Source organism: Paenibacillus glycanilyticus (genome assembly GCF_051200795.1).
Lineage (GTDB): Bacteria > Bacillota > Bacilli > Paenibacillales > Paenibacillaceae > Pristimantibacillus > Pristimantibacillus glycanilyticus.
In genome coordinates this window covers 285,445-309,029 of the sequence record NZ_CP195155.1, presented here as the reverse complement: position 1 = coordinate 309,029, position 23,585 = coordinate 285,445, and the positions used below count along the sequence as shown (strand labels likewise).

23 protein-coding genes are annotated in these 23,585 nt (G+C 51.6%); 11 read left to right on the top strand and 12 right to left on the bottom strand.

Annotated elements, in window-relative coordinates:
- Nucleotides 1-14 precede the first annotated feature (14 nt).
- The 4 genes from ACR9FF_RS01550 to ACR9FF_RS01535 form a co-directional block, all read right to left on the bottom strand.
- Nucleotides 15-968 carry an ABC transporter permease gene (locus ACR9FF_RS01550; protein WP_127497214.1) on the bottom strand — a complete coding sequence of 318 codons (954 nt, stop codon included), beginning with the start codon at nt 966-968 and terminating at the stop codon, nt 15-17.
- Nucleotides 969-1,028: 60 nt separating this feature from the next.
- Entirely contained in the window at nt 1,029-2,750 is a 1,722-nt protein-coding gene (locus ACR9FF_RS01545) for an ABC transporter substrate-binding protein (protein WP_435168419.1), read from the bottom strand.
- 203 nt (nt 2,751-2,953) lie between these two features.
- Entirely contained in the window at nt 2,954-3,862 is a 909-nt protein-coding gene (locus tag ACR9FF_RS01540) for an ArsR/SmtB family transcription factor (RefSeq protein WP_435168417.1), read from the bottom strand.
- A gap of 141 nt (nt 3,863-4,003) precedes the next feature.
- Nucleotides 4,004-4,891 (bottom strand): hypothetical protein, encoded by an 888-nt coding sequence (locus ACR9FF_RS01535; RefSeq protein WP_435168415.1) that lies wholly within the window; start codon nt 4,889-4,891, stop codon nt 4,004-4,006.
- A 416-nt stretch (nt 4,892-5,307) separates the two neighbouring features.
- On the opposite strand from ACR9FF_RS01535, the gene ACR9FF_RS01530 reads away from it, so the two are divergent.
- From ACR9FF_RS01530 to ACR9FF_RS01505, 6 genes are all read left to right on the top strand, one after another.
- Nucleotides 5,308-6,924, top strand: a complete 1,617-nt coding sequence (locus tag ACR9FF_RS01530) for an ABC transporter substrate-binding protein (RefSeq protein WP_435168413.1) — start codon at nt 5,308-5,310, stop codon at nt 6,922-6,924.
- A gap of 137 nt (nt 6,925-7,061) precedes the next feature.
- Nucleotides 7,062-8,012: an ABC transporter permease gene (locus ACR9FF_RS01525; protein WP_127497224.1), complete on the top strand. Its 951-nt coding sequence runs from the start codon at nt 7,062-7,064 to the stop codon at nt 8,010-8,012.
- Nucleotides 8,013-8,016: 4 nt separating this feature from the next.
- Nucleotides 8,017-8,862 carry an ABC transporter permease gene (locus ACR9FF_RS01520; RefSeq protein ID WP_317981808.1) on the top strand — a complete coding sequence of 282 codons (846 nt, stop codon included), beginning with the start codon at nt 8,017-8,019 and terminating at the stop codon, nt 8,860-8,862.
- A 58-nt stretch (nt 8,863-8,920) separates the two neighbouring features.
- A complete protein-coding gene (locus tag ACR9FF_RS01515; RefSeq protein WP_201007288.1) occupies nt 8,921-9,952 on the top strand; it encodes an ABC transporter ATP-binding protein in 1,032 nt (343 codons plus the stop codon).
- Nucleotides 9,939-10,844, top strand: a complete 906-nt coding sequence (locus ACR9FF_RS01510; RefSeq protein WP_435168410.1) for an ABC transporter ATP-binding protein — start codon at nt 9,939-9,941, stop codon at nt 10,842-10,844. Before ACR9FF_RS01515 ends, ACR9FF_RS01510 begins: the two co-directional genes overlap by 14 nt.
- Nucleotides 10,845-10,887: 43 nt before the next feature.
- Complete coding sequence (locus ACR9FF_RS01505) at nt 10,888-11,322, top strand: hypothetical protein (RefSeq protein WP_127497232.1); 435 nt, start codon at nt 10,888-10,890, stop codon at nt 11,320-11,322.
- Between the two features lie 270 nt (nt 11,323-11,592).
- On the opposite strand, the gene ACR9FF_RS01500 is transcribed toward ACR9FF_RS01505, so the two are convergent.
- The gene (locus ACR9FF_RS01500; protein WP_435168408.1) at nt 11,593-12,177 is read right to left on the bottom strand and encodes a hypothetical protein; all 585 of its coding nucleotides are present in this window, start codon (nt 12,175-12,177) and stop codon (nt 11,593-11,595) included.
- A 130-nt stretch (nt 12,178-12,307) separates the two neighbouring features.
- On the opposite strand from ACR9FF_RS01500, the gene ACR9FF_RS01495 reads away from it, so the two are divergent.
- Entirely contained in the window at nt 12,308-12,547 is a 240-nt protein-coding gene (locus ACR9FF_RS01495; RefSeq protein ID WP_373312763.1) for a DUF6953 family protein, read from the top strand.
- A gap of 85 nt (nt 12,548-12,632) precedes the next feature.
- On the opposite strand, the gene ACR9FF_RS01490 is transcribed toward ACR9FF_RS01495, so the two are convergent.
- Together ACR9FF_RS01490 and ACR9FF_RS01485 are read right to left on the bottom strand one after the other, a co-directional pair.
- Nucleotides 12,633-14,030, bottom strand: coding sequence for an MATE family efflux transporter (locus ACR9FF_RS01490; RefSeq protein WP_435168406.1), 1,398 nt, complete (start codon nt 14,028-14,030; stop codon nt 12,633-12,635).
- Nucleotides 14,031-14,149: 119 nt separating this feature from the next.
- On the bottom strand, nt 14,150-14,605 hold the full coding sequence (locus ACR9FF_RS01485) for an HPP family protein (protein ID WP_248762901.1): 456 nt from the start codon (nt 14,603-14,605) through the stop codon (nt 14,150-14,152).
- A 198-nt stretch (nt 14,606-14,803) separates the two neighbouring features.
- Between ACR9FF_RS01485 and ACR9FF_RS01480 the strand changes: the two genes are divergently transcribed.
- Complete coding sequence (locus ACR9FF_RS01480; RefSeq protein WP_435168403.1) at nt 14,804-15,256, top strand: DUF4395 domain-containing protein; 453 nt, start codon at nt 14,804-14,806, stop codon at nt 15,254-15,256.
- A 40-nt stretch (nt 15,257-15,296) separates the two neighbouring features.
- Here the strand turns inward: ACR9FF_RS01480 and ACR9FF_RS01475 are convergent, their stop codons facing one another.
- Together ACR9FF_RS01475 and ACR9FF_RS01470 are read right to left on the bottom strand one after the other, a co-directional pair.
- Nucleotides 15,297-15,950: a FusB/FusC family EF-G-binding protein gene (locus ACR9FF_RS01475; protein ID WP_435168401.1), complete on the bottom strand. Its 654-nt coding sequence runs from the start codon at nt 15,948-15,950 to the stop codon at nt 15,297-15,299.
- Nucleotides 15,951-16,189: 239 nt separating this feature from the next.
- Entirely contained in the window at nt 16,190-17,050 is an 861-nt protein-coding gene (locus ACR9FF_RS01470) for a patatin-like phospholipase family protein (RefSeq protein WP_435168399.1), read from the bottom strand.
- Between the two features lie 278 nt (nt 17,051-17,328).
- Between ACR9FF_RS01470 and ACR9FF_RS01465 the strand changes: the two genes are divergently transcribed.
- The 3 genes from ACR9FF_RS01465 (at nt 17,329) to ACR9FF_RS01455 (ending at nt 20,754) form a co-directional block, all read left to right on the top strand.
- Nucleotides 17,329-18,249, top strand: a complete 921-nt coding sequence (locus tag ACR9FF_RS01465) for an aldo/keto reductase (protein WP_201007266.1) — start codon at nt 17,329-17,331, stop codon at nt 18,247-18,249.
- Between the two features lie 138 nt (nt 18,250-18,387).
- Nucleotides 18,388-19,293, top strand: a complete 906-nt coding sequence (locus tag ACR9FF_RS01460) for an effector binding domain-containing protein (protein WP_435168397.1) — start codon at nt 18,388-18,390, stop codon at nt 19,291-19,293.
- Nucleotides 19,294-19,467: 174 nt separating this feature from the next.
- On the top strand, nt 19,468-20,754 hold the full coding sequence (locus tag ACR9FF_RS01455; protein ID WP_435168395.1) for a hypothetical protein: 1,287 nt from the start codon (nt 19,468-19,470) through the stop codon (nt 20,752-20,754).
- Between the two features lie 65 nt (nt 20,755-20,819).
- Here the strand turns inward: ACR9FF_RS01455 and ACR9FF_RS01450 are convergent, their stop codons facing one another.
- From ACR9FF_RS01450 to ACR9FF_RS01440, 3 genes are all read right to left on the bottom strand, one after another.
- On the bottom strand, nt 20,820-21,419 hold the full coding sequence (locus ACR9FF_RS01450; protein WP_435168393.1) for a glycerol-3-phosphate acyltransferase: 600 nt from the start codon (nt 21,417-21,419) through the stop codon (nt 20,820-20,822).
- Nucleotides 21,416-22,516 carry a glycosyltransferase gene (locus ACR9FF_RS01445; RefSeq protein WP_435168391.1) on the bottom strand — a complete coding sequence of 367 codons (1,101 nt, stop codon included), beginning with the start codon at nt 22,514-22,516 and terminating at the stop codon, nt 21,416-21,418. The genes ACR9FF_RS01450 and ACR9FF_RS01445 overlap by 4 nt, the downstream gene beginning before the upstream one ends.
- Before the next feature lie 153 nt (nt 22,517-22,669).
- Complete coding sequence (locus tag ACR9FF_RS01440) at nt 22,670-23,584, bottom strand: ABC transporter ATP-binding protein (protein WP_435172016.1); 915 nt, start codon at nt 23,582-23,584, stop codon at nt 22,670-22,672.
- Between the last annotated feature and the right edge of the window lies 1 nt (nt 23,585).

The window sequence follows — 23,585 nt, the reverse complement described above, 5'->3', positions numbered from 1 at the left end:
TAAGTCCCCCCTTCCTACAGCTTCACCCGCGGATCCGCGAGATGATATAGAATGTCGGACAGCAAAGTTCCGATTACCGTCAGTACGGCGATAAACATCGTAAAGCCCATCAGCAGCGGATAATCGCGCAGCCCGAATGACTGCATATACAGTTGTCCGATGCCCGGCCAATTAAAGATCTTCTCTATAATTAGAGATCCGCCGAACAAAGCCGGAAGCTCGAAGCCAACCAGCGTTATGGCAGGCAGCAAGGCATTGCGAAGAGCGTGAGTGAATAACACCTTGCGCTCGGTCAGCCCTTTTGCCCGGGCGGTTCTTATATAGTCCTGTTTAATGACATCAATCATATTGCTGCGGAAGTAACGCGTCAGCGAGCCAACGCCCAGCAGCGTCATAACGATGACCGGAAGCGTCATATGGTGAATAACTTCCTTCACATAGGCAAATCCTTGGGCATTGCTCCCCGTCGTAATCATTCCTCCCGGCGGCAGCCACTTCAAGTCAACGGCGAGCACCTTAATCAGGAATAACCCGATAAAGAAGGACGGGATGGACATCGCGGCGAAGATCAGCACCATGACCAGCGTATCGAACCAGGAATACTGCTTATAGGCCGCGATTACCCCTACCACAACGGCAATTAACCAGGTTAAGAACGTAGAAACAATCGCAAGCAGGAATGAGTTCCAGATATATTGATTGAACAAGGTGAGCACCGGCTTCTGCTGGGCAAGGGAATAACCGAAGTCTCCGTGCACGGCGTTCTTCATCCAAGTGAGATACCGCTCGATCAATGGCTTGTTAAGTCCGTAAATTTCCCGGAGCTCCGCCTTTCGTTCCGGGGTTAATTTAATATTGCCGGTGATGAAATCACCCGGCGTCATGGCGTACAAGCTAAAGATCAGAAAGGAAGCGGCGAGCAATATAATGGCCATGTAGGTCAGTCTCTTCACGAAATAAGTGCTCATATCGGCTCCTTAACCTCACATCCCCTGCCCGGCAATAGGTCCGGGCAGGGGACATTATTTTTACTTCAGCGTCCAATTCGGCAGGCTTGAAGCCAGTCCGTAGAATGGGCTGACGGACAGGTTCTCAATTCTTGCGTTGTAAGCATAGACGCTCTTCTTGTAGTTGGTAAAGATAACTGGCAGATCATCGTTAAGCAGCTGGAACGTTTCTTTATAAATCGCCTTGCGCTCTTCCATGTCGGTTGTGGCAAGACCTTTCTCGTACAGCTCTTTGAACTTCGGATTGTCGTAGCCTTTAATCTCGCCGTCTACGAACTGCAGCAAGCCGTCAGCCGGATCCGTCAGAAGCGGAGTCGAGAAGGATACCATGTCATAATCTCCGCCTTCTACCTTGGAGACCAGCGCATTGAAATCCGCGAATACTTCAGGCTCAAACTCAATGCCCAGCGCCGCAAAGTTTTCTTTCGCAACCGCGATGAAGATATCCGTGTTCTTACTCTTCGTGCCGAGATAATGGATTTTCAGCTTCTCGCCGTCTTTCTCGCGAATGCCGCCCGAACCAACGGTCCAACCGGCTTCATCGAGAAGCGATTTCGCTTTTTCCGTGTCGAATTTGTAGGGATTAATATTGTCTTCCGTGTAAGCCCACGAGATTGGCGAAGACGGAATGTTAGCCACAACGCCTGCCCCCTGGTTGGCATCCACGTAGATGCTTTGACGGTCAAGACCGTAGGTTAAAGCTTGGCGCACCTTCTTATCGTCGAGCGCCTTGTGCTCGAAATTAAGCTGCAGGTAGCTGTAAGTGCTTGGTGTATACGGAACGATATTAACGAAGCCAAGCGACTTCAGCTTGTCTATATTTTCGGTAGTAGCGCTGAAGGAGGCATAGTCAACCTCGCCTGTCTCCAGATATTGCCACGTATCGCCTTCGGATGTTTTGTAAATGAAGTTTTTGGTCTTTGGCTTCTCGCCGTAATAGTTGTCATTAGCCGTGAAACGAACCTCTTGACCAGGAAGGAATTTCTCCAGCTTGTAAGGGCCGGTGCCAAGCGGCTTCGAGCTAAGCTGCTTCATATAACCCAGATCGCCTTGCTTGTAGTCCTTGCCGTAGTAAGCTTTGGACAGAACATCGGAACCAAGCAGCACAAGAGCAGCCGCATTCGGCTTTTCCAACGTAACGGAGAGGGTCTGCGGATCAACGACCTTAATTCCTTCGATAGAGGTCGCGCTTCCGTCCTTGTAAGCCGCGCTTCCTTTAATACCGAGCGTGTTAACCTGCGAGTCGCCGTCATACGACTTGTCATTCAGGATCGTCCACGTGAACGCTACGTCATCGCTTGTCAGCGGAGAGCCATCGCTGAATTTCAGATCTTTGCGCAGGTGGAACGTATAGGTCAAGCTGTCAGGCGATACTTCCCATTTCTCCGCCAGCCCTGGCTGAGGAGCGCCTTTGTCATCCACGGTAACAAGCGGGGTATAAAGAAGCGAAGAAACGTTGCCGTCATAGCCGCTTTGTTGGAAATAAGGAGTAAATGCACCGCTAGGGTCGGTAAGTCCAACGATAATCGTATCCGTCCGCTTCTTCGCTTGATCAGGCAATTTGCTGATGTCGCTGGCCTGAATCGCCTCTGGTGAACCTTGCGAAGCGGATGTATTGCTGGCTGCCGGTGAATTCGCCGGAGCTTGGTTGCCACTGCCCCCGTTGCTATTATTGGAGCAAGCAGCAAGGAGCAAGGTGCCGGCAAGCACGACGGATGTTGTGGCTAGAGTTAACTTCTTCATAAAAACCCTCCCATAAGTTACAATATGACTTTTCGTAATTCCGACTGGTAAACTATGAATTGGAATCGTTAGTCCCTATTATAGAAACCTAAGACAGTTCTGTAAAGAGAGAACTAAAAATTATTTCTCCTCATAGAGAAATAAAGAAAATAACAAAAATGCCGCCTTCCCCCAATGAGGGAAAAGCGGCATCCTAAATTTCGCTAATTACCGGTTATATAATCCATAATCACATGCTGCAACCTGTCAAGAGCGCCGGAACGCAAGCTGTATACCGTCAGGTTCTCGCCTTCGAAATGAGCATGAATCAGTCCCGCGCTGCGCAGCTTGGAGATATGATCATGCGTGATCCCCTTCGACAGCTTGAGATAACGATGAATTTCGATAAAAGTCCGCGGTCCTTGATGCAAATAACGCAGGATCTTCAGCCTGCTCTTCTCTCCCAGACTTCTTAATATCCGATAGTCATGGGCGGACATGAAATCCTCGTCGCTGAGGTCTACTCTCGCGGAGTAGTAGCAAAGCGTTAGCTGATTAAAGTGCGATACGATATTGATAGGCTGAAAATGATACTGAGGAATCAGCACAAGCTTATTAAGATTCGCTATGGGTTCAAATATAAGTCCATTCGTTGTCTCGTCCACGAACTGCCAGGCCGGAGTGGTGGATTGGACCCCTGTTCTTTCCGCAGCGACCTCTTCCAGGCTTCTCAATATTTGCGGGCTGATATCCTTGAAATATTGCTCCTGCCATAGAGTGAACAGCTTTAGGATCTTATCTTTAAAAGCGTTCATGTCTACGGGAAAACTGCTGCTGTAAGGCGACATCCTATCATACAGATCACCCGTGCTCTGCTTCGAGAGCCAATTCACAAAGCCGTGAACATCGGCCTCGGGACTCAAATAAACAAGCAAGAACGCAAATTTCCACTCTTGGTCTATGGAAAGCTCGTCCAGCCAACCAGCCAGCTCCGGCGTCAGGTTGGTACGGGTTTCCTGTGCCCAGCTTGGCGAAAGATCCAGCTTCTTATGCGATTTTCGGCAAATATAGGTATGCAAACTACTGATCGCTTCGTTCAGCGGCTTAAATTCGATGTCTATTTGATATTCCATCCACACACCCCCCTCGCCTTTCTAGGTCATTATACCTTAACTTTGGCGTATTCTACACGGAAATGAATACGATTGCAAATTAAAAAAAACAGCCCCCGAAGAGCGCTAAGCTCCCCGGAGACTGTTCATATCCTATTACCCTTATTGTGCCACGATTGAACCCATCGAAGTAAAAGCAAGCGGTCCAAAGCCTTCGGTTGGCTCTCCTACCGGCTGATTTACTTTGAACAGGAAGCTTGTGCCGCCCACCGTCTTCACGATAACTTCCTTCGTCAGCTTATTGCTTGCCGCTTTGAGCATCAGATCGAAGTCGCCGAGCATCGAATTTGAATCCTTCGGATCGATCGTCTGCACATCGCCTACGGATTTAAGCTCTTTTTCCGCATCCGCCTTCACGTCGTCCAGCTTGAATCCTTCCGGCAGCTTGCTGATCTCTACGTAATAATTGTTGTCTACATTCATAATCAGCTTATTAGCCGCCGCATCGAATTTGAACTGCTCGAAGATGTAGAGCGCGTAACCGTCGCCTTTCGCAAGCGTGCCGGTACGGGTCTCTTCATTGCCCTCCAGCTGGAGCTTGAAATCCTTCGTTGCGGGAAGCTCTTGAGCCGGCGTATCTTCAGCCGACTTCTCGATCTTTGCGATCTTGGTGATTGTGAGCAGCTTCGCCGTTGCATCGCCTTCGATAGCCACTTCCGTGTACTCGAAGCTTACTTTATCGCCCTCTTTAAGGGCAGCTGCCGCGCTGTCCGTTCCTTCCCCCAACTGATAAGCAGCCGCTTCGCCGTCCACCGTGATCTCTACCGTATGGGAGTCGGCCAGGCCGACAAATTCACCTTCTCCTTGTTTCGTTTCAACCTCTGGCGAGGCCGATTCCGTCGGGGTTGGCGATGCCGATACCGTTGGACTTGGAGACGAGTTCGTATTCGCATTCGAATTATTGTTGTTGCAGGCCGATAATAAGCAGGCCGCCAGAACTGTACTGCTCAGCAGAATGGTCCATTTCGTTGTGATGCTCTTGTTTTTCATACTTTACCTCCTAAAAAGGAATTGCTTTTTACTCGAATTGGCGAGCCCATGCCATTTGCGCAATGGCGCTTCGTAAGCTTTGCTCGTTATTACAAACGTTGGCGCCGCTGTAAAGGTTACATTAAATTTATGAATAACATCACCTAATATCAGGGAAACCTTGTCATATCCAGGCATAACAGGGGCTTCCTTGCATCGACAGCTCTAGCTTTTTGGAGCATAATGAGAGAAATATAATAAATCCTTTATCGAAGCTTATTCACGATGAGCGACCGCGCTTAAAGGAAGGATTTATTGCCAAACGAAATTTTTGATTTTGAAAATTTTAGTTGTGGAAATTTAAAGATTGTAATTCCGAGTAATCCGATGTATTATAAATACATTAGAACACCACAGACAAACTGGAGGATAGAATCATGCGCAAAAGCATTCCCGCTTTACTTACCCTCATTATTCTAGCAGTAATCATTAGCGCTTGCAGCGGCAACAACAACGGCGCCAACACTGCAGGCAATAATTCCGAAGCATCGCCTTCGAACACGGCGGCAGCCGATCAAGCGAAGGACGGCGGCAACCTGATTCTGGGTGTACAAGCCGACCCTGTCGTTCTTAACCCGATCTATGCAGGCGACCGCGTCAGCCTGACAATCGACCAAGCTCTCTACGCTCCGCTGTTCCAAGTGAACAATGGCAAGAAAACCTTCTACCTGGCTGACAGCCTTGAGCCTTCGGCTGACAACCTGACTTATACACTGAAGCTGAAAAGCGGCCTGACTTGGCATGACGGCCAGCCACTGACGGCTGACGACGTTGTCTTCACGTTCGATACGATTCTCGACGAGAAGCAAAACAGCTTCTTCCGCGAGAACCTGATCCTGGGCGGCAAGCCGATCAAAGCGGTTAAGGTTGACGACACAACGGTTGAATTCCAGCTGCCGCAAGTAAACCCGGCGTTTGAAGCCACTCTCGTGCAATTGACTCCTATTCCTAAGCATATTTTCGAAGGCGAAGCGAATATCGAGAAAAGCACAAAGAACAACGCACCGGTTGGTTCCGGCGCATTCAAGTTCAAAGAGTACAAGACAGGCGAGTACGTAACGCTTGAGCGTTTCGATAACTACTTCGGCGGCAAGCCGCATCTGGATTCGATCACTTACCGTATCGCGAAGGATGCCAATGCAGCTAACCTGGCTCTGCAGAACGGCGAAATCAACGTGAAATACCTGGATCCGCAAGACGTATCCACCATCGAAAGCACAGGCAACTTCGATATTCAAGCTTACTCCGAAGGCCGTCTGGCTTACCTGCTCTTCAATGAAGACAGCGACACTGGCGCCCTGAAGAAAAAAGAAGTTCGTCAAGCGATCTCTTACGCGCTGAACCGTGAGGAACTGATCCAAACGGTATACGGCTCGAGCGAATACGCAGACCCTGCTAAATCTTTTGTAACACCGGATGGCCTGTTCCAAACAAACGACGTTCCTTCGTATGACAACGATGTAAATAAAGCAAAAGAACTGCTGGCTTCCGCCGGCGAAAGCAACCTGAAGCTCCGCTTCATCGTATCGAGCGGCAACAAAGCGCAAGAAGCTGCTTCCCTGTACATTCAGCAAAAGCTGAAAGCCGTTGGCATCACGGTTGAGCTGCAAAGCATGGACGCTTCGGCGTACGGCCAGAAGTTTGTTGACCTGAAATCGAAGGACTACGAGCTGTCCTATGCCGGCTACATCATGGGCTACGATCCGGACGCTTACCGTATCCTTTACACAACCGGTTCGAACTCCAACTATGCTCGCTACTCCAACCCTGAAGTAGACAAGCTGTTCGACCAAGGCGCTGGCGAAGCGGACGCAACGAAACGCGGCGAAGCTTACCAGCAGCTGCAAAAAACAATCGCGGATGACGCGGTTATCTACCCTGTCGGCTACACGAAAACAATCGTTGCGATCGACAAACGTTTCGGCGGCCTGAATGAAGCCGTTCTGAAGCCGGTCGTTATCTTCGAAGATCCATCGAAGCTGTACATGAAATAAGCTTAAAAATAGAATTAAATATGGATATAGGCAAAAAATAGCTGGGGCTACCCCAATGTCATTAAGTTCGTTTAGTTTAATGACATTGGGGGTAACCCAGTTTATTTTTTGCCGTAAACAGCATAGGAGACAATCGCATGAGACAACTCATCGCTAGACGCTTACTGCAGACGATTCCGCTCTTGCTCTTCGTCTCGATCGCCTGCTTTGCCTTAATCAAGCTGGCTCCTGGAGACCCTGTTCTATCCTTCGTGACGCCGAATATGCATCCCGAGGATATTGAACGCATCCGTCATAATCTCGGGCTGGACAAGCCTGCTTACATTCAATATTTACTGTGGCTCAAAGAGCTGTTCCAGGGCAATCTGGGCTATTCACTAGTCAATCACCAGCCGGTGATGGATCAGATCCTGGACCGTTTGCCTGCAACCGCGGGACTAATGGGCAGCTCCATCGCACTGTCCGTGCTGCTTGCTATCCCGCTTGGCCTGACTGCCGGAGCGAACCGTAACCGCTGGCAGGACAAGATCATTAACCTGATTTCTTATATCGGTATATCGGTACCCCTGTTCTATCTGGCTATTTTACTTATCTATTTATTTGCGATTGAACTGCACTGGCTTCCAATTATGGGCATGCGGACGATTGGCGTCCATTCCGCTTGGGACGTCGTTAAGCACGGTATTCTGCCATGCGTCGTTCTGGCCTTTGGTTTCCTGTCCGTCTACGTGCGTTACATCCGTTCCAGCACGATCGGTCAGCTTAAGGAAGATTATGTTCAGATTCAATACGCCTTTGGCGCAACTCGCCGGCAAGTGCTGTTCCGCCACGTCATGAAGCATGTTCTGCTGCCGGTAATTACGCTGCTCGGCATGTCCATGGCGGATCTGGTTACCGGTGCGATCGTAACGGAAACCGTCTTTTCCTGGCCGGGCATCGGCTCGCTTGGCATGACGGCCGTCAAAGGGATGGATTATCCGGTCATTATGGGCATTACGCTGTTCTCCGCCTTGTTCCTGATCCTTGGCAACTTGCTTGCGGATATTTTATACGGATTCGCCGATCCGAGAATCAAATCAACGAGGTGAGCTCATGAATCGGACCAAATGGCGAAATGCGGGCCTAGAGCTCGTACGCAGCAAAATGGGGATCGTCGCAGTTGCGATTCTCGTTATTTTCATACTGGGAGCGATCTTTGCTTTTCTCTCCCCTAAAGATCCTAACGCTCTGGATGCTTTGCAGCGATTGAAGCCGCCTAGCTCCTCGCATTGGTTCGGTACCGACGACTACGGCCGCGATTACTTTGCCCGTGCCCTGTACGGCGGACGCGTCTCCCTGATGGTCGGCTTCTCCGCCATGGTGCTGGCAACGACGATCGGCACGATCGTGGGGATTGTCAGCGGCTACTTCGGCGGCTGGATCGATAACCTGCTGATGCGTTTGCTCGAAATTATTTTGTCGATTCCAACCTTCCTGCTGATGCTGCTGCTCAGCGTCTTCCTGAAGCCGAATCTAACCAGTATCGTCTTTATTATCGGACTGTTGATGTGGATGAACATGTCCCGTATCATACGGGCCGAGACAATGACGCTTCTGGAGCGCGAGTACGTCATGTACGCGAAAGCCTCCGGGCAGAATCATGTGGGCATTATTATCCGTCATATCTTCCCGAGTCTGGTTCCGGTCATTATCGTTGCCGCAACGAACAACGTAGCTTCCGCGATTATGATGGAATCCACCCTCAGCTTCCTCGGATTTGGGGTGCAGGCTCCAAACGCGACATGGGGAAGCATGCTGAACAATGCGCAGGGCTATATCGCGCAGGCTCCATACCTTGCGTTGTTCCCAGGTTTATTCATTCTGCTGACGGTGCTCAGCTTTAATATTCTAGGCGATATCTTGCGCGTTGGTTTCGAACCGAAGCTTGGCAAGAGGTAGTTGAAGGGATACCCTTCCTCCCCTTGCCCGCGCCCCTTCCGAAAGGAGTGAACGTTAGATGGCAGACAGGCTGCTAACCGTCAATAACCTACAAGTATCATTCCACACCCGCAGCGGAGAAAATAAAGCGGTTCGCGGCGTCAGCCTTCACATCGATCAAGGCGAGACGATCGGCATCGTTGGCGAATCCGGCAGCGGCAAGAGCGTCACCGCCAAAGCCATTATGGCGATGATTCCGCCCCCGGGCGAGATTATAAGCGGCGACATTACCTTTGCCGGCGAGAAGCTGAACAACTTGCCGGAGCGTAAATGGCGCCAAATTCGCGGCAACCGGATCGCGATGGTATTCCAGGATCCGATGACCTCGCTTAATCCGGTTAAGAAGATTGGCGATCAGATGACGGAGGTTATCCGCCGGCACCGCGGTCTTAGCAAGGAAGCCGCGCTGAAGGAAGCCATTGAGATGCTCCGCCAGGTCGGAATTAACGAACCCGAACGCCGCGTCCAGCAGTATCCGCATGAATTCAGCGGCGGCATGCGGCAGCGCGTTATGATCGCAATGGCATTATCCTGCCAGCCGGAGCTCCTGATCGCCGATGAACCAACAACGGCTCTCGACGTGACGATTCAGGCTCAAATTCTCGATCTGCTGAAAGAATTGAAAGCGAAGACCAGTGCCTCAATCGCATTAATTACCCACGACCTGGGCGTAGTCGCCCAGGTATGCAGCCGCGTTATCGTGATGTACGGCGGCATGGTCATGGAAGAAGGAACGGTAGAAGATATTTTCTACAACTCCAAGCATCCGTACACGCAGGGTCTGCTGCGTTCGGTACCGCAGCGGCAAGGGGGCTCGCGCGAGCGTCTGGTGCCAATTGAAGGCTCCCCGCCGGATCTACTCGACCCGCCCCCGGGCTGTCCGTTTATGGAACGCTGCCCGCATGCGATGCCGAAATGCGCGGAGCTTCCGCCGCATTTTCAGATCGGCGAAGGCCATCGTGCCCTCTGCTGGCTGAACGATGCCGAGGTTCAGGCCGAATTAGCGCGCCATCCGGAAATCGAAGGGAGCGCTGCCCGTGTCAGAGGATAAAAAAGTGCTGGTGGATGTCCAGCAGCTGAAAAAGCATTTCGTGAAAAGCCGCGATGCCTGGGGCCGCACCTCGGAAGTGCTGAAGGCCGTTGACGGCGTAAGCTTCCAGATCAACAAAGGCGAGACGTTTGGCCTTGTTGGCGAATCCGGCAGCGGTAAGTCCACCGTCGGCCGCTCTATTCTAAGGTTGTACGACTATACGGACGGAATGGTCAAGTTCGACGGCCAGGATATCTCGAAGCTTAACGAAAAGCAGCTGAAGCCTTTCCGCCGGCGGATTCAATCGATTTTCCAGGATCCCTATTCGTCTCTTAATCCCGGCATGAGCGTGCTGGATTTGATCGGCGAACCGATGAATATCCACGGTCTGTACAAGGACATGGAAGACCGCAAGGAAGTTATTGCATCGCTGCTCGAGAGGGTAGGTCTAAAGCGCGAGCATCTGTACCGCTATCCGCATGAATTCAGCGGCGGACAGCGCCAGCGGATCTCCATTGCGCGCGCATTGTCGGTACGGCCGGACTTCGTCGTCTGCGACGAGCCGATCTCCGCGCTCGACGTATCCGTGCAAGCTCAGGTTGTTAACATGCTTGAAGATTTACAGGCTGAATTCGGCCTGACTTATTTGTTTATTGCCCATGACCTGTCCATGGTAAGGCATATTTCCGACCGGATTGGCGTGATGTATCACGGGCGGCTGGTAGAGATTGCGGACAGCGATGAGCTGTACGACAATCCGCTTCACCCGTATACGAAGGCGCTGCTGTCCGCGATTCCGGTACCGGATCCGCGCGCTGTCGTTGAACGGGTCATTTATACGCCGGATGCTGCCGCTGAAGAAGCCGCGGTGCTGCGCGAAGTAAGCCCGGGGCATTGGGTCGCTTTGCCGTAAGATCATGAATAGAGCCAAGTTAGCTAAGGGAGGCTGAAACCAAATGACGAATATCGTAAAGCTGTCGCAATGGGATGCATTGCTTGTGGAGTCTCTTCGCAAGGGACATGGCTGGTCGGATGACGAGATTATTGCCAGAGTAAAGGCCGGAGCCGATCTTCCGACGGATGATAGCATCTTCCAATTCAACTATAGCGATCTGGCGGCCTTTGCCGAGAAAGAGCCGGAAACTTTTGAATCGGCAGTCCGTAACGGCTACCAGATCAAGTACAATACCGTGCGCGGCCTCCGCAGCTGGATTTGGGTTGCTTTCGGCGACGAGCCTCAGCTTGAGCTAGAAGCCGGGCAAGAAGCCGTAACCGCACAGCTCACGCCGGAACAGCTGGAGCGCCTGAGAACGGCGCTGTCCTTCGGCTGGTCTATCGAGCCGGTTGAAGGCGCGGCAGGCTCTTACCGGATCGAACCGATTCAGCGTTAAGATTAAGGCGATTAATTGTTAAGGGGCTGTCCCATCGTCATTGTAATGACATATGGGACAGCCCCTTATTTTTATCGCCGTACGTTGGAATTTCTCCAGTAAAATGAGCAATTTATGAACCATTCCGAGGTTACGTTGGAATCACTCCAGTATACAAGCCAAAAATGAGCCGAATGATCACAATTGAGCTGATTCTACTGGAGACAATCCAATGTAGATCTTTCGAAACACTTGATATGCGTCCTAATACTGTACCAAATCCAACGTAGACTACTCCCAATCAACGTATCTTTCTTCTCCGCCGAATAATTTATCTGCAATCAATTTACCATCCTCACTAAAACCCCGAATCGTCCAATTGTCCTCCGATGGCCCATTAAATACAAATAAGGCGTAATTGTCGGTAACTTCTTGCAGATGGTACTCGCTTGGATTTGATTTTACCTCTTCAAGGGATAGCCGATAAGGCTCCGTTGGCCCTATATTGTCCATGTGGTTTCCAATCGCGATATATTTGATATTTGATTCATCAGCGGTTTTTACGGCCACCAGAAAACTTTCGGGATCGCCAATCCCTGAAGCTTGAAATGGTTTACCCTCCAAAACCTGAAAACTATAAGATCCTCCGTCATAACGGTAGAGGAACCCGTATTTCTTTTCTATTTTTGCCACGCCAAAAGTATGGTTGGAATTGTCCTTGAATAAAACAGCCTTGGCGCTATTCCCCATATCCTCGGTCCGAATAACCTTTACATCCCCATGTATGGCGTTCGTTACTTTGAAATGCAGTCCTTCTACAAAAAGAAATCCGACTATAGCGCATACGGAAATGACCGCAAACATGAATTTTTTCAAGTAAATCCCTCCCATCCATTATGAGCTTATATCCTTGCGTATGAAAAAGCCAGTGAACTTCCGTTTCTTTGAGCTCTAACAAAGCCATGATATAATAACGCCAATCAAGTATTGGAGGTCGCATAAGAACGTGGAAACAACAACCGAGCAGCAAATCGCGGAGTGGATGGTTAACGAGATTAAATTCAGAGGGATGCTGCGCCAGGAGGAAGCGATCGAGCATGTGAAGCAGCATTTTGGCGAGCAGTATATCTTCGTGAACGAGAACGGGAATGTCTCCTTGGAAAAGGAAGTGAAAAAGGCATTCCGCAAGCTGCATAAGGGACGGGTCGCTTGGGACCGGGACGGCTTCTTCTGGGCGTGGACTTAAGCGGAGCCTCACCGCCCGCCTAGCTTCAGCGTCAGCACTGTAACAAAAAGCCTCCAGCTTAAGCTGGAGGCTTTATCTATTTAAGCTAGTCAATCAACCGATGCCGGTACCATTTCTTGCCGCGGAAGCGCCAGAGGAAGATAGCCCCCCTTACGCCCCACTCCAGATTCATCGCGAGCCAGACGCCGATGATGCCGAAGTCGAAGACAATCGCGAGCAGATATCCAAGCACAATCCGGAACAGCCACATCGACAGGAGCGATACGACCGACGTAAACTTCGAGTCGCCCGCGGCCCGGAGGGCCGACGGCATAATAAAGCTGATGGACCAGAACACAACCTGCATAAGAGCATTAATAATCGTAATGATGAAGATATCGTCTACAATCTCAGCCGGCGGATGGAACAACCCCACCAACGGATAGAATAGCGGCAGCATCAGGCAAGCCATCACGAACAGGCAAGCCGTGGACAACCACAGGAAGGATCGGGTGAACTTCCGGGCATCCTCGATATTCCGCTGCCCCATGCATTGGCCAATAACCGTGATTGCGGTGATCGCCAGCGCATTGGACGGGATCTGCAGCACGTTGGCAAGCGAGCCGCTAATCGCGTTAGTTGCGATAGCGAAGGTACCCAGACCAACGACAAACGTTTGGGTAACGATTTTGCCGCCGTTGAAGAACATCTGCTCTGCCGCAAACGGCAGCCCGACGAACAGAATTTTCCGAAGCATCGAAAAATTGACCGACAGCATATCCCGAAGGCGAAGCCGCAGGTTCGTATCAATCTTTACGAGGTAGACAATGGCCAGAATAGCTGCCGCATACCGCGAAATATTGACGGAGATGGCAAGCCCCAGCACGCCCATATTCATCAGGTTAATAAAGACGATGTTGAGCAGCACGTACGTCAGGTTCATGACAAGCGACAGCATGAGCGATGCCCGGCTTCTTCCGATCCCGCGAAGCGCCCCGCATACCGCCTCCATCATGGCGATGCCGACATAAGACAAGCCGCTGCCGATCAGATACGTCCTACCCTCCCGGAATACCTCCGGCGAAGCCGCTCCAAACAGCAGATTGAGCATCTGGCTATGGAACACCACGACAATCAGGCTGATTGCAAAAGCAACAAGCGTAACCGACGAGACAGAGCTCGCCGCGGACTTCGATACCATCTGATGATTGCCGCTGCCTTTGTATTGCGCAACAACAACCGTTCCCCCTGTCGATACGGCGATAAAGACGCTGATCAGGAAGATGTTCAGCGAATCGACCATGTTGACGGCACTGACCGCGTCCACGCCGGACGAGCTGACCATTGCCGTGTTCACCAGGTTGAGGCCAACGATAAACGCCTGGTCAATCAAAATCGGAATAAACAAGGCAATAATTTGCCGGTAATCAATCGACACTCCCGTGAAGTGCTTTTCCAGGAAAGCCTCATGCTTTCCTCTCAGTCTGGGTCGTCCTATACCCATATCATCATCTCATTCTTCTCGTTGAATTGGTGAAGCTTAAACTACCTACTAAGCTACTACTATCGCCATGATTTGTCCATGGCGGATTTCCGGCTAACGGCACAAAAAATCCACCTGCCTTAAGCGGCCGTGGATTCGGAGGATTCGTACGTCTGCGCTCTTCTGCTCTCAAGCTTCCGGGCGATGTAAAGCACCAGCATAAGACCAAGCAGCGCCACGCCTACGGAGAGCGGAATCGCCCAATGATGGGTGGAGTGCGAGAAGAACGGGATCAGCGCCACAGCCACAATCGGCGGGGCATTCCATTTGAATTTATTAATTAACCAGATGGTAATAATGACGTTAACAAACAGCGAGATCGGACTTGGATAAATGTAGTACAATACCGTCCCGATGACAGAGGATACAACCGCGCCAAAGGTGACTTTGCCCACTTCCGATATCGTCGAGGAACGGGATAAGAACAGAAAGCTAAACGCGCCAAGCGTTGGGAAAAATAAGGTGTCCAGGAAAGAAAAATGCAGGGAAAGCCAATAAATAAGCATCACATACAGGCAAATTGCTATGGTTTTCAAGTTCATAAGCTTCTTGTTATACCTCCAGTCAGCTGCCGTACAAAATTGCGCTCGTTCCATTCTAAAGAGTTTTGGAAAGAGCGTCAATCGCAAAATATTCTCATTTGTTTATACCTAAATCCCTACCAGAAAACTAAGAATTATTGTATACTTAGTGTGATCATCACGTAAACCATTTCGCGTGAATGGAGGATTCCTATGTCCCAATCAACAGTTAACCTCAGTTACGAATGCGTCGAGGAAGTGCCCCTGCACCGCGTCCGAGGCAATCAGCTTGGCATTCTGCTAAGCGTCATTGCAGCGCTCTTGACCCAGCAATGGTGGATTCTATTCCTGCCGCTGGCCGTCCAGCTCGTCAGCCGTACGTACGGAGTCAAATATAATCCGTTTGTCCGCTTGTTCTCGCCGTTACTCCCGGTGAGCCAGCGGACCGAAGCCCGCGAGCTGCTGCGCTTTAACAACCTGCTCGTGATTCTGTTCCTTGTCGTCACCCTTGCCGCCCATTATCTTGGGCTGACGGTGCTGTCTTACATCGCCTTAGGCATGCTGACTGCCGCCGTTGTGGCTGCTTTAAGCGGCTTCTGCCTCGGCTGCTTCATGTACTTCCAATACAAGCAGTTCCGTTACCGCCAGGCTGCAAAAGCAAAATAAGAAAGCCCGCCGTCTCCGGCGGGCTTTCTTTCTATTCCTTTTAAAGAACGATATCGGAAATGAAGCGCTCCAACACCGTCACATCGGTAATGTTTTTGTTACAGCTCTCGCTGTTCACGCACATATAATTGCCGATAGCCTTGTAGTAATCCGGCGAAGCATTAGCCGGTCTCGACTTCGTAACGGCCGAGAACAATGCCACTTCCTCATGCCGGTTGCACAGGAAGCATACGCTCTTCTTCAGCACCGGCGTAAATCTGCCTTCCACGCCTACAAGCCGGCCGTTCAGATGATACGCGAGATACATTTTATTCGTTGCGATATCCGTCCAGCCGAGATAAGTCACGTAACGCAGATCAATCGATGCGAGATCGGGAACCTTCAGCTTCTTGGCCTTCGGGAACAGCTTCTTGAGCTGCTTCTCCTCGACGCTATCGAACGGCTTCACGTATTCCTCAAGCGACCTCAAATAACCCTGAAACTCCAGCGGGGTATTTAACGACGCAAAGCTTTCGAGCAGCTTCTGCTCAGCCTCCGTTGCCCCCGGGAATGCTGCCATCACCTTAAAAGGCGTGTTTGACCGCACGGACGCAATAACCTTCGGATCGGATACCGTGCTGCAGGCCTTCTGCAGCTCTCCTACTTGCTTCTTAATCATATTCAGTTGATGGTTTCTAATAAATGGTGTACACATTGCTTTGTCAGCCCCTTATTTTATTTGATCGACTTACTCTCAAATAAGGTGCAAAGCCCATTATTAGAAACGATAGCCGGGCGACCATCCTTCAAGTACGCCCCATGCAAAGTATCGCCCCTAATTCAGGCTCTGCATGAAGCTGATTCGTAATCCGGCAAATTGATTTGCCATTGTTACCGCCTCCCTTTACTACTCGATTATAAAATAGATCCGGCTTCGCCCGCAATCCTCGCCGCTTAGCCTTCCATCCATTTCCGCAGCTGCGGCATCATGCGCTTCGCATCCTCGTAGCCCTGCTTGTACAAGGCATCAAGCTTCGCCGGATCCCGTTCCATCCTTCCAACCACAAGCGTTTCTTGCGGACGGATCACAAATACCGTGCCGTTCTTCTCCTGCTCGGCGATGTCATCCAGCGTCTCGTTATAACGTTCATGCCGACCGAGCATCCGTTCCACCAGCCTTGGATACTTGCGGTAGGCGCGCTGCACGATCCAGCTGAACCTGCCGGCCGATTTCCGGTAGTCCCCGTTCCTCGTCAGAATAAGCAGATTACGCTTATAGCCGTCGCTTTCGGCCTTCCCGAGCGGAATCGGATCGGATATCCCGCCGTCCAGCAGCTTCCGCCCTCCGTATTCCACAATCGGCGCGATAAAAGGAAGCGAGCTGGATGCCCGGAGCAGCCGCAGCAGGTCAAAGTCCTGTTCGCTTTTCCGGTAATAGACGGTCTCTCCCGTCTCGCAGTCGGTTGTGCCAATGACGAACTCCTCCGGGCTCCGCTCGAAAGCCGCGTAATCGAACGGGACATGCCGATTCGGAATCTCATCGAAGATAAAGTCCATGCCGAAGAGCTGGCCCTTCCTCCAGAGGTTTTTCCAAGAGATATACCGCGGATCGCTTACCCATTCCACATTGACGGTCCGGTTGCGCCCAAGCTGTCTAGACAGGTAGCTCGCCCCCATGCAAGCCCCTGCCGACACGCCGATCATATAAGGAAAATACACGTTATGTTCCGAAAAATACTCCAGCACGCCCGCCGTATACACGCCCCGCATGCCGCCGCCTTCCAGTACCAGTCCGATATTGTTCGCTGTACTCATGATTCCTGCCTCCCGCCAGTGGCTTCGTCTCTATTCGTTACTTTCATTGTAGCGTAATCGCTAAAGAAACTTAACAAACTTTCCTAAGTCCATGCCTTGAAACCAGCCATCAACTATGTCACAATCGAGAAGGATACGCGGGACAGTTGTCTATATCTCGTCAGTTTGCAACCGATTACATAGTTGGCGGCAATTCAATCCGATTCCAGCAACAAGAATCATCACAAATAGCGTGATCCACGCATTGTGTAATCATCCATTTTAGGAGGGACTTATCAATGAGAACCATTAAACTCGGAAGCACTGCGCTTGAGGTACCGGTAGTTGCGGTTGGCTGTATGCGTATCAATTCCTTGGATAAAGCAGGGGCAGAGCGTTTTGTCCAAACGGCACTGGAGCAAGGGGCGAACTTCTTCGACCATGCGGACATTTACGGCGCCGGCACATGCGAGGAAATCTTTGCCGAAGCGATTCATATGAACGACAGCGTTCGTGAAAATATTATTTTGCAATCCAAATGCGGCATTAAGCCGGGCGTTATGTTCGACTTCTCGAAGGAGCATATCCTTGCTTCGACGGACGCAATCCTGAAGCGCCTCAAAACCGACTACCTCGACATTCTGCTTCTGCACCGTCCGGATGCGCTGGTTGAGCCCGACGAAGTGGCTGAAGCGTTCGACCGTCTGGAAAGCTCCGGCAAAGTACGCCACTTCGGCGTATCGAACCAAAACCCGATGCAAATCGAGCTGCTCAAAAAGTCGGTAAAACAGCCGATCGTGGCGAACCAGCTTCAACTCAGCATCACCAACGCGAATATGATCTCCAACGGCATTAACGTGAACATGGAGAACAGCTCCGCGATTAACCGAGACGGCAGCATCCTGGACTACTGCCGCCTGCACGACATTACGGTTCAGCCTTGGTCGCCATTCCAATACGGCTTCTTCGAAGGCGTATTCCTGGGCAACGACAAGTTCCCTGAACTGAACAAAGCGATCGACGCGATTGCGGGCAAGTATGACGTGAGCAACACAACGATCGCCATTGCGTGGCTGCTCCGCCATCCTGCCAACATGCAGCCGGTTATCGGCTCGATGAACATCGAGCGTCTGAAGGACTGCGTAAAAGCAGCCGACATTACGCTTACCCGCGAAGAGTGGTACGAAATCTACCGCGCGGCAGGCAACATTTTGCCTTAAGAAGCTTTCTAGATTTACAAACAGCCTCTGGTTCAACGCCGGGGGCTGTTTCTTTTCCTATAGCAAGAATCATCAAGAACATCCGTTTCCATTCGTATACAATGAGGTCACCCGGAGAACAAGGAGGCAACCATTCGAGTGAAGCAGGACTATCTGGTGCAGATTCAGCAGACGATTGATTACATTGAAGCCCATATAAGCGAGGAGCTGTCTTTATCGCGGCTGGCGCAGGTTGCGAGGCTCTCGGACTTCCATTTCCACCGGGTCTTTCTATCCATGGCAGGAGAGACCGTGATGGAATATGTGCGGAAACGGCGTCTGGCGATATCCGCTTACCAGGTGGCTTATTCGGATGCGAAGCTGATTGATATCGCTCTCGATGCCGGGTTTCAGAGCCATGAGACCTTTACCCGCGCCTTCAAGCGCATGTTCGAAATGACGCCGGGAGAGTACCGCAAGCGGGAGATCAAGCCTCCTGCCTACTCCAGGCTGAACATGCTGCAGCGCAAGTACAATCCCTATTTAGGAGGAATACGAATGGAATACAAGCTCATAACCAAGCCTGCCTTCAAGGTAATCGGCTACGAGATCCGTACCCGGGCAAACGGGGCCAATCATAAAGAGATTCCGGCCTTCTGGCAGGAATATATTCAGAAAGAGCTGTACAAAAACATCCCGAACCGCGTGCACAAGGATTCCCCGGTCGAGCTTGGCATCTGCTACAACTTCGATATGGGCTCGGACAGCTTCTCTTACCTGATTGGCATGGAAGCGGAAAACTTTGACGGCGTGGAAGGCGAAGGCCTCGTATGCCGTGAGTTCGACGGCGCCGAATACGCCGTGTTCACTACGCCAAAGGTGCCGCGCGAGCAGTTCTCCTCCTCCATTCAGAATACGTGGATGACCGTCTTTAGCGAGTGGTTCCCTCATTCGGGCTACGAGCATGCCGGCACGCCGGAGTTCGAGCTCTACGACGAGCGCAGCAATCATGAGCTGGCGGAGATTCAGATGGACATCTATATCCCAATCAAGAAAAAGGCGTAATGCAGCGAAAAAAGCTATTCCCCCGCCAAGGGGAATAGCTTTTTTTATGGCCTGCTTCCCCTACCGAATGACTAAATTACTTTATTACTAAAATTCCCTGCAACTCTGCAGAAACATGGTTCGTCTAAGGGGAGGAAGGTTAAGCTAATAATAAAAAACCAGGCGGTGAACATCATGAAAAAAATCAGCACCCTTGTTTTACTCGTAACGCTCAGTTTGACCCTGCTTATGGCAGGCTGTTCGAAGGCTGATAACTCGGCTAACACACCATCCTCTAACAACTCCACCAACCAGACGTCAAACTCTAATAATACGGATACAGGCTCGACGAATACGAGCACGAATGCGCCTAGCACGGAACCGGAGAACACTCCTTCGCAGCAGCCAAGCAATAACGGCGGCAGCACTTCCGAGAATCCAACTCCGATCAGCACGAATGAGAAAACCGTTCAGATCGGTAATGTTACGGCACTTCGTCTTGCCGATTCGAAGGCGGGCTGGGTAGCCGGCAATGGCCAAATCGCCAGAACCGATGACGGCGGCGCACACTGGAGGCTGCAATATTCGGGCAGCAAGCCGATTAATCAGATTTTTGCCCTTAGCAGCAATAAAGTGTGGGCAACCATTGGCGACAGCAATGCCAAAAGCCTAATCCTCATTCAATCGACGAATGGCGGCAAATCCTGGACAAAGGCCGGTACCGTGCCTAATAATGGATTCCTCCATTTCACGAACGACAAAACGGCCTTCAGCGGCAATGCGATGACCAAAGACGGCGGCAAAACCTGGACGGAGCTGCAAACGCCGGGCAAAGAAATTGGCGAGGTATACTTCCATGACGTGAACAACGGCTGGGCGGTGCAAGTAGTGAATGGACGGCTTCTCTTCATGCATACAGGGAATGGCGGTAAAACTTGGAATACCGTGATGACACGCAAGACGGAAGACGCTCCTAACAACGTAATTATCCGTTCCACGGCAGCTAACGATGCCTGGATTGAGCTGATTGGAGGCTCCGGCATGTCCCAAACCTCCTACTCGCTGTTCCATACGGCAAACGGCGGCAAAACCTGGCTTCCTGCCATCGTGAGGAACGGAGCAGGCTCCGGTCCGGCACCAGGCTTCACGATGGACGACGCATCGGTTCCTAAAGGCATGACCAGCTCGGCGCCAGGCACCTTGTATGTCGTAAATCCGCAGACCGCGATTATGGGCGGGCAATGCTCGGCATGCGACAAACCTAACACCATTATGAAAACAACGGACGGCGGCAAGCATTGGACAATCAGCAAGTCCGAATTTACGGGCTACGGCACGCAATTCATTGGCGCATCGGATGCCAGCCATATCTGGTTTATCACGACGGACGCGTCCAATGCAGCCGTTCTGAACACGTCCTCCGACGGAGGCAAGACCTGGCACAAGGCCTTTACTTTCAAAAAACCTCAGATTCAAAAATAAAGCTTGCGCAAAAAGCCCTTCTGCAACTCGCAGAAGGGCTTTGCTTTTTTATTGAAAATCGCAACTCAGTTCGTGTCCTTCATGCCTATCAGCTCTTTCCGGTGCGAATAGGCTAACAGGATAAAGTTAATCAGCCCTAGAAGCACGTAAGGCCAGGAGTAATTGTCCAGCACCAGATAGATGGATAACAGCAGCATCCCCAGCACAACATGAAAGGCGTCGGTCTCCGAGGAGATAGGCCTGCCCTTGCTCAACCGTCTGGACGCCAATAACAGCACCGCCAATATAATCGCATAGGCAAGAGATGCGGCGAAGCCGGTAAGCCCGCTCCAGACGCCGAAGGTCACGGCAATCGCTTTGCCGCCCTTCCAATCGGCAAACGGAGAGAACATATGGCCAAGGATAGCCGCCGCCGCGGGAAAAATAATACCGAAACCGGTAACCATGTCGCCATGCTGCATCAAGGCCAAGGGCAGGTAACCCTTCCCAAAATCCAGCACAATGCCAGCGAAGCCGTATCCGTAGCCCGCTGCCTTCCATAAATTTATCGCACCCGGATTGCCGTCTCCGTAGGTTTTCAGATTAATCTTCATAAGCCTGCCAATCCAATACGAGAACATCAAGGAACCCGCCAGAAACGCTAATGCCGTCCATCCGATGATCATGGATTGCCACGCCCCCCTACCTCAATGCTTCTGCCCTTCCAGGCTACCTTCCGCAGAAACACTACCTGATACAGAGAATAAAGCATAACGTACAAGAAGAAGACCGTGCTTAACAGATGAACGGCCGGAAGCCAGATGCCGAAGCGCCCCGTATAGCCGACGAAATAATAAATTTGCAGCGTGTAGATCGCATAACCGATGGCTAAGGGCAGCAGCGCGGACGTTCCGATGACAAAAGGAGCCACTTCCGCCGCGATAAGGCCGATCAGCCAGACGGCTATGAGCAGCGTGGTTCCGATATGCAGCTTGCTTGTGCTGAGCACCGCCCCTTTGCTAAAGCCTTGAATTTCGCTTTTGATCCCGCCGGGATACATGCGGAAGGACACCATTCCCCGGCCGATATAGTTCTTCACTTTCACCCCGGCCTGGATAAACCGCGCTCCCAGGTTCAGATCGTCAAGCACCTCGCCTTTGACGCTCTCATGTCCTTTCGCCTGCTCGTAATCCTCCCTTGTGGCGAGAATACAGGAGCCGTATAAACCCTTATCCGGGTTTGTCCGCTCCATGGGAGACGTAAAAGCGAACAAGCCAAGCAGGTTCGGGATAAGCGCCAGCCGCTCGTAAAATTTTTCCGCCACGTGAAAAGGAACAACCGAGAGGACCCCGCCCTCCTTCTCTCTCGCAGCCAGCAGGGAGCGCACCGCGTCGGGCGCCAGGCGGACATCCGCATCCAGGAACAGAATCAGGTCGCCCCCGGCCTGCAGGTAACCGTTCCATACCGCCCAGTTCTTGCCTGTCCATCCGGACGGGAGTTCCGGGTTCGAGACAACTTTTATGCCATAGCTCTCCGCAATGGCCTGCGTGCGGTCCTCCGAATGATCGTCCACCACAATAATCTCAAACGGTTTATAGGACTGAGCCTTAAGGGAGCCCAGCAAAAAAGGCAAATTGCCCTCTTCATTACGGGCTGGGATAATAACCGACAGCTTTCTTTCTTGAAAGGGACCTTCGCTGCTGACAGGCACCGTATTTCTTCGGAAAAGCACAAACCCCATGGCTGAGGCGCATACGAGTAAGGCTGTGATCAATACCCCCAATGTCTCACACCCCCCAATAAGCTTATATAGCAAATATATGGCTTTGGCAGTCGTTCTAAGAACGTTTATCTGCCCGGGGGGAGGCTTGATCCATTCATTTTTTATTTCATGTATCGGGAGGAAGCCTATAGGTATGCAGGTCTGGACAGGTAGCTATGCCTTTTTCTTTCCTAATTGCGGGATTTCCCGCTCAGGCGGCCCGATTCTCACATGCTTTCCGTCGAACGACAGCACGGCCTTGCCTTCTACCTGCATCTGCTCCAGATAATCCTTCGGGATTTGCAGCCTCCCGATTTGATCGATAACGACAAACTGCTCGTGGCGGGAGCCAAACCGAGCATCCTGCTCCGATTGCTCCTGCCCCCCGGGCTCATCCGATTGCCCATCGCCTTCCCGCTTGATCCACTCCGTGCTGGTCAGCCCGTCGCGGATCGCCACGACGCGGTCGACCTGATCGGCTACGGACAGGTCATGGGTAACGATGACAATCGTCACTCCCATCTCCCGGTTCAAGCGACGAAAAATTTGCAGGATCTGTTCCCCCGTGGCGTGATCCACCGAACCGGTCGGTTCGTCGGCCAGCACCAGCTGCGGCCGGTTCGCCAGCGAAATGGCAAGAGCGACGCGCTGCTGCTCGCCGCCGCTCAGTTGAGTAAGCCTGCTGCCCATCCGGCGCTCCAGCCCGACAGCCGCAAGCAGCTGCTTTGCATAAGCCCGGTCCGGCTTGCCTTGAATCAACATGGGCAGCTCGACATTTTGCAATGCGGTCAGGTACGGAACCAGATTGCGCCCGTTATTTTGCCAGATGAACCCGACAGTCTCCCGTTTGTAGGCGATCAGCTGCTCCTTGGTCATCTTCAGCAGGTCCCATTTGCCGACATGCGCCCGGCCCGCCGAAGGACGGTCAAGCCCGCCCAATATGTTAAGCAGAGTTGATTTCCCGCTTCCGCTGTTGCCGATAATCGCCATCATTTCGCCCTGCTCCACCGTGAGGTTCAGCCCGTGGAGGGCCACCACTTCCACCTCGTCCGTTTTATAGATTTTGACCAGACCCTCGCAATAAATCATT